The following is a 5991-nucleotide window of genomic DNA, read 5'->3' on the forward strand; positions in this document are numbered from 1 at the left end:
CAGCAGGCTTTGGCCGCCTTGACGGCGGAGCTGACGCAGCAGGGCCATCCCCCCGAATACGCCCAGCACATGGCAGCGGCAGTGATTTTTCAGGCCGATCTGGATCTCTGCGCCGCCCAGTTGGCGCGGCTCTTGAGTTGGCTTAAGCAAAACCACCCGCAGCTCTACCCAGAGGCGGTGCAACTGGTGGATGCCACCCGCGAGGAGTTTGAGCGGCGGGTTCAAAGGGGATAGGTGGGCCGTAGGGGCCTGAGATGCCAACGCTAGGATAGGGGGGATCTCCTTACCCCCAGGCTCACTACTCATAGCTGCGGAACTGCTTCCCTCTCCCAAGAGGAGAGAGGCGGGGGGTGAGGGAAAAGTTTCGTTGACCCGCTAGAGATGGCTACTACCGATGCGAAGTTCCCCAAGCGGATAGCTCAGCCGCCAGACCTAGAGAAGTCCCACGGGCCCTTTCAGGAACAGGCTGGGCAGGGATCCCTGCTGCTCCACGTGGGCGGCATGAGCTGTGCCGGCTGCGTTCGGGCCGTCGAGCAAGTCTTGCTCAACCAGCCGGGGGTGGTCAAAGCCAGCGTTAACCTGGTTACCGAATCGGCCCTTGTGGAATTTGCCCCTGGCAGCCGGCCTGACCCCGAGCATCTGGCCCGCATCTTGACAGAGGCGGGGTTTCCCAGCTCCTGCGCCGTCGGCAGGGGTGATTCTCCTTCCCCAGATGGATGGGATCATGCCCTGGACGCGCCCGATGATCCCATCGCCCGGCAGCGGCGGCAAACCCAAGCCCAGATTCACCAGGCCTTCACCGCCGCTTTTTTACTGCTCATCTCTGCTGCCGGCCACCTGGATCTGTTCGCCCGCCTGGGCTTGCCCGTCCTCAACGACGTCTGGCTGCACTGGGGGTTGGCGACGTTGACCTTCGTCGGCCCGGCCCGCAACCTTGTCCTGGACGGCTGGCGGGCGGCGCGGCGGCTGGCCCCCAACATGAACACCCTAGTCACCCTGGGATCCGGATCCGCCTACCTGGCTAGTTTGGTGGGGTTGTTGGCCCCGCAGGTGGGCTGGGAGTGCTTTTTCGACGAGCCGGTGATGCTGCTTAGCTTCATCCTGCTGGGACGGGCCCTGGAGCAGCAGAGCCGTCTGCGGGCCGCCGGCAGCTTGCAAGCTTTGGTGAGCCTGCGCCCCAACTTGGCTCGCCGAGTGCCACCCCAAGAGACTGCGGGATCCCTGACCTCAGAGGGAGAGTGGTGCCCCCTCGAACAAGTGCAGGTGGGGGACTGGCTGCAGGTGCGGGCTGGCGAACAGATCCCGGTGGATGGAGAAGTGATTGCCGGCCAGGCCACGGTGGACGAGGGCATGCTCACCGGGGAATCCCTACCCGTGCTCAAACAGCCAGGGGATCCGGTCGTGGCCGGGACGGTCAACCAATCGGGATTGCTGCTGTGTCGGGCTACGCGCACCGGCAAAGACACCACCCTGGCCCAGATCATCCGCCTGGTGGAAGAAGCCCAAGCCCGCAAGGCCCCCATCCAGAGCCTGGCCGACCGGGTGGCCGGTTACTTCACCTACGGCGTGGTGGCACTGGCTCTTCTCACCTTTGCCTTCTGGTACTGGATCGGGATCCCGCTCTGGGGAAGCGAGATCCTGATGGGGGTTGGTCTCCACTCCTCTCTGCACCTAGGGGATCACCCCCCCCATCCCACCCCTCTGCTCCTTAGCCTTAAGCTGGCCATCTCGGTGCTGGTGGTGGCCTGCCCCTGCGCCCTGGGATTGGCTACACCCGTAGCCATTTTGGTGGGCACCGGACTGGGCGCGGAGCGGGGACTGCTCATCCGCGGCGGCGATGTCCTGGAAAAAACCCACCGCCTGCAAACAGTTGTCTTCGACAAAACCGGCACCCTCACCCAGGGGGATCCGCACCTAACGGATTGCCTTGTCCTCGACCCTGCCCTGGATCCGGCTCGGCTACTGCAACTGGCGGCCACAGTAGAAAGTGGCACCCGCCATCCTCTGGCCCAAGCCATTTTGGGGGCCGCCCGCGAGCGGGGACTGGCCTTGCTTTCTGCCGACAAGTTTCACACCCAGCCGGGAGTGGGGGCCTCGGCGCGGGTGGAAGGGCAAGAGATCCTCTTGGCCTCCCTAGAGGGGCTTGCCGCCCTGGGGATCCCGCTTTCTCCTGAAGCGCAGGCCCAAGCCAAGGCGCTGCTGCAAGCCGGCAAAACGGTGGTGGGCGTGGCCCTGAACAACTCCCTGGTGGGGCTGTTGGCGGTGCAGGATCCCTTGCGGCCCGATGCCCAGGCAACCCTGCAACAGCTCCAGAAAATGGGCCTGCAGGTGGTCTTACTGACTGGGGATCGGGCCGAGGTGGCCCAGCAGGTGGCCCAAGCTCTACAGGTGCCAGGGATCCGCGTCATTGCCGAGGTGCAGCCGGCAGATAAAGCCCAGGTTATCCGAGATCTGCAGGCCCAGGGCCAGAGAGTTGCCATGGTGGGCGATGGCATCAACGACGCTCCCGCCTTGGCCCAAGCCGATGTGGGCATTGCCCTGCACTCTGCCACCGCTGCCGCCCTGGAGACTGCCGATATCATCCTCATGCGCAACCGCCTCTGGGACGTCGTGGAAGCCATTCGCCTTAGCCGCGCCACCTTCCGCAAAATCCAGCAAAACCTCCTCTGGGCCTTCGCCTACAACCTGGTCGGGATCCCGGTGACCGCCGGCGCGCTCCTGCCCGGATTCAGCATCGGCCTCAGCCCCGCTCTAGCAGGCGGCCTCATGGCCTTCAGCTCCCTCAGTGTAGTCCTCAATTCGCTCCTTCTCAAGCAAACTTTTGTATTCAGTGGATCCTCTGATGGTCAGAGTTAAAAAGTATTAAAAACTACAAATATCCTACCTGCTATCTGTTGCTGTTTCCGAAGTTTTGCTGGACTTTTGCCACAACTTCCGCTCCATTGAGGCCGAGAGAGTGGGGACTCTGGTTAAGTTTGATTGAAAAGATGAATTAGCTGTAACTTTTGAGCATCTAAGTGTAGAATCGAGCTTAAGCTTGCCCGGAGTTGCCCTTTTTTGTAACTTGCTTAGCAAGGGAAAAACCGGGAAAATACTGAAAAGGCCGGATCCAATAGGTGGAGGGAGCGCGGAAACATGGCAATGCTCGGAGATCTTCAGGAATTTTCCCTAGCCGACCTGTTGCATTTGATGGAAAAAGGAAAGAAAACGGGCCAACTGTCGGTTTGGGCACCTACTGGCATTTATCGAGTTTGGCTGTATCAGGGGCGAGTGGTGGCGGCCTTGTCTCCCCAAGAAGAGCACCGGTTGGAGCGCTTGCTGGTGCGCTTAAACCTGGTCAGCGAGCAGGTGGTGGCGGAGTTAGCCTTCCTCTGCAGCTTGCAGGAGCCTCTAGGCCTTTGCCTGCAGCGGCAAGGGTTGATCTCGCCGGCAGCTCTGGCCAAGCTCTTCCGCCATCAACTGCAAGTGGGGCTCTACAGCCTCTTTGCCCTAGAAGCTGGCCAGTTTAGCTTTTTGCCCAACGTGCCCCTGCCCTACCGCGAGATGACCGGCCTAAGCAAAGGGGCCAGCGCCGTGGTTCTAGAAGCGCTGCAGCAGCTTCGGTTGGAGCAGCGCCCGGAAGAAAACCTGCCCCAGCCGGACAGCTACTTCTGGCGCACCAGCACCGAGCTGCCCTTGTACAAACTCTCGCCGCTGGAGTGGGCAATCCTAGAGCAGATCTCCCCCGCTCGTAACCTGGTTGAGTTGGCTCAATCCCTGAAGGCAGATCTCTTGGAAGTGCGCTATTCCTGTGCCCGCCTGGCCAAGTTGGGGCTCATCAGCCCCTGCGACAGCTCGGCGGCTTCACCCCAGCCTGCGCTCGCGGCGGCTTCTAAGTTTCTTTCCACCCTTCGGGAAGAGAAGGAGCCGGTTAAGCCTTCTTTGGTCAGCCGCCTCTCTACCCTCCTCAAAACCATTCGCGAAAAATAAGCCGGTAGGGTAAAATCTTATGGCATTTCCCCATGCCGGCTTTACGAAGTTAATTTAGGTAAAGATGAGCTGAATGGTTGTAACGGATCTAGATCAGAGCGACACAATAGTGATAGGAATTGATGCCAAAATCCTACGCAGCTCAATGCCTAGACCCTATCTCTCCAATGAAATCGTTCGTCAGTAGAATTGCTGCTAGCTCGAGTGCTTGAGCAAAGGTAGCTTTGCCGTTGCTACACGGTTGTTGTCTGGGAATCACCGGATGAGAATGATAGTGTCTTTGAGGATCCCTGAAACTAATGGAGGCTAAAGAATTGCTATGGCCATCATTGGAGACCTCCAGGAATTTTCTTTGCCCGATCTGTTGCAGCTCATTGAAAAAGGCGGCAAAACAGGGCAACTTTCCATCTGGGCCCCAAACGGCATCTACAAAATCTGGTTTTATCAAGGTCGGGTAATTGCGGCTCTGCCCCCCGAAGAGGAGCATCGCTTGGAGAGTTTATTGGCCCGTTCGGGCCTGGTCAGCGAGCGGGTGGTGGAAAAGCTGGCTTCTTTCTGTGGACTGGAAGAGCCGCTGGGGCGGTGTTTGCAGCGGCAAGGGTTGATCTCGCCGGCAGCTTTGGCCAAGCTCTTCCGCCACCAACTGCAGGTGGGGCTCTACAGCTTGTTTGCTCTGGAAGCGGGCCACTTCAGCTTCCTACCTAACGCACCCATGCCTTATCGGGAGATGACTGGCCTAAGCAAGGGGGCGAGTGCTTTGGTTCTAGAAGGGCTACAGCAGCTTAAGCTCGATCAGTTTCCTGAGGAGAACCTGCCGCAGCCGGACAGCTATTTCTGGCGCACCAGCACTGAGCTGCCCCTGTACAAGCTCTCTGCCTTGGAGTGGGGGATCCTGGAGCAGGTTTCGCCTTCGCGCCGGCTGACCGACCTAGCCCGGCTGCTGGGGGCAGATCTTCTGGAAGTTCGCTATGCCTGCGCCCGCCTGGCCAAGCTGGGGCTCATCAGTCCCTGTGATGGCCCAACGACTATTGCTTCTGCTTCTCTCGCGGCTTTCTTGGACAAGTCGGCAACAGCAGCAGACAACCTAGAAACCGCAAAGGAGAAGCTGAACGCCAAGCAGCTTCCCTCCCAAGAAGGGAATGAGCAGGTTAAGCCCTCCCTCGTTGCGCGACTTGCCACTTTACTGAGGGGAGTTCGTGATAGATGATTTTTTGGGAGCAGAAATCTTTGGGTAGATCTCTGCGTTATTATCTTTTGCAGCAGGTATAAGAACAGATGGAAAAATGACGAAAAGGGCTGAAAGCGGGGAGAGAAAGAATGGCTAACTTATCCTCTTTGCAGGCAATTCTCCAGAACTACATTTCCAGCACGCCAGGAATTCAAGGAGCGGCTGTGGTTACTCCTGATGGGTTGCCATTGGCATCCACATTGCCCATGGGCATGGACGAGGAAAGAACCTCGGCCATGTCTGCTGCCATGCTTTCTTTGGGGGAGCGGATTGGGAAAGAGTTGGGTCGTGGGACCATAGAGAGGGTCTTTGTGCAGGGAGAAAAGGGATATGGAGTTTTAACCAGTTGCGGCCCCGATGCTGTACTGCTGACGATTGCCAGCGATGAAGTAAAGCAGGGCTTGCTGTTTTTGGAGATGAAGCGAGCCGCGGCAAGTATTGCGGAAGCCATGAAGTAGAGAGGCTAAGTGGAGAAGCTGAGCTTGATTTTGACTTGATTCTGAGGGAACTATGGCTATCAAACCTTTGGAGCTGCTGCAAGTCTTGATCTCGCGCACCCAATTTACAGATGAAGATAAGAGGATTTTGCAGCAAAGTGCCGACTGGGGCAGCAGCATTGCCGCAGAAATGTCGGATGCCTTTTACGGCTATTTGGATCGCGATGCCGAGATGGCGACCATCATTGCCAAGCATAACCGGCAGCGGCTGGGCCAGACTTTTGCCGACTGGTTTAAGGAAATGTTCACAGGCATGGATAACTGGGGCCCCCAGTATGCCGAGCGCCGCTGGAAAAT

General features: G+C 58.6%; 6 protein-coding genes. All 6 read left to right on the forward strand.

Translation table 11 applies throughout. The annotated features are described in order from the left end of the window. A partial coding sequence (locus NW863_RS05815; RefSeq protein ID WP_414365138.1) for a hypothetical protein occupies positions 1 to 234 on the forward strand: 234 nt, incomplete at its 5' end. A gap of 147 nt (positions 235 to 381) precedes the next feature. After that, the gene (locus tag NW863_RS05820; protein WP_414365139.1) at positions 382 to 2856 is read left to right on the forward strand and encodes a heavy metal translocating P-type ATPase; all 2475 of its coding nucleotides are present in this window, start codon (positions 382 to 384) and stop codon (positions 2854 to 2856) included. Positions 2857 to 3135: 279 nt separating this feature from the next. Continuing rightward, the gene (locus NW863_RS05825) at positions 3136 to 3969 is read left to right on the forward strand and encodes a DUF4388 domain-containing protein (protein WP_414365141.1); all 834 of its coding nucleotides are present in this window, start codon (positions 3136 to 3138) and stop codon (positions 3967 to 3969) included. Positions 3970 to 4288: 319 nt separating this feature from the next. Continuing rightward, positions 4289 to 5176, forward strand: a complete 888-nt coding sequence (locus NW863_RS05830; protein ID WP_414365143.1) for a DUF4388 domain-containing protein — start codon at positions 4289 to 4291, stop codon at positions 5174 to 5176. Positions 5177 to 5286: 110 nt separating this feature from the next. Further along, on the forward strand, positions 5287 to 5655 hold the full coding sequence (locus tag NW863_RS05835; protein ID WP_414365145.1) for a roadblock/LC7 domain-containing protein: 369 nt from the start codon (positions 5287 to 5289) through the stop codon (positions 5653 to 5655). Positions 5656 to 5707: 52 nt separating this feature from the next. Continuing rightward, a partial coding sequence (locus tag NW863_RS05840; RefSeq protein ID WP_414365146.1) for a protoglobin domain-containing protein occupies positions 5708 to 5991 on the forward strand: 284 nt, incomplete at its 3' end.

This window comes from Synechococcus sp. B60.1, from assembly GCF_047462555.1.
GTDB lineage: Bacteria > Cyanobacteriota > Cyanobacteriia > Thermostichales > Thermostichaceae > Thermostichus.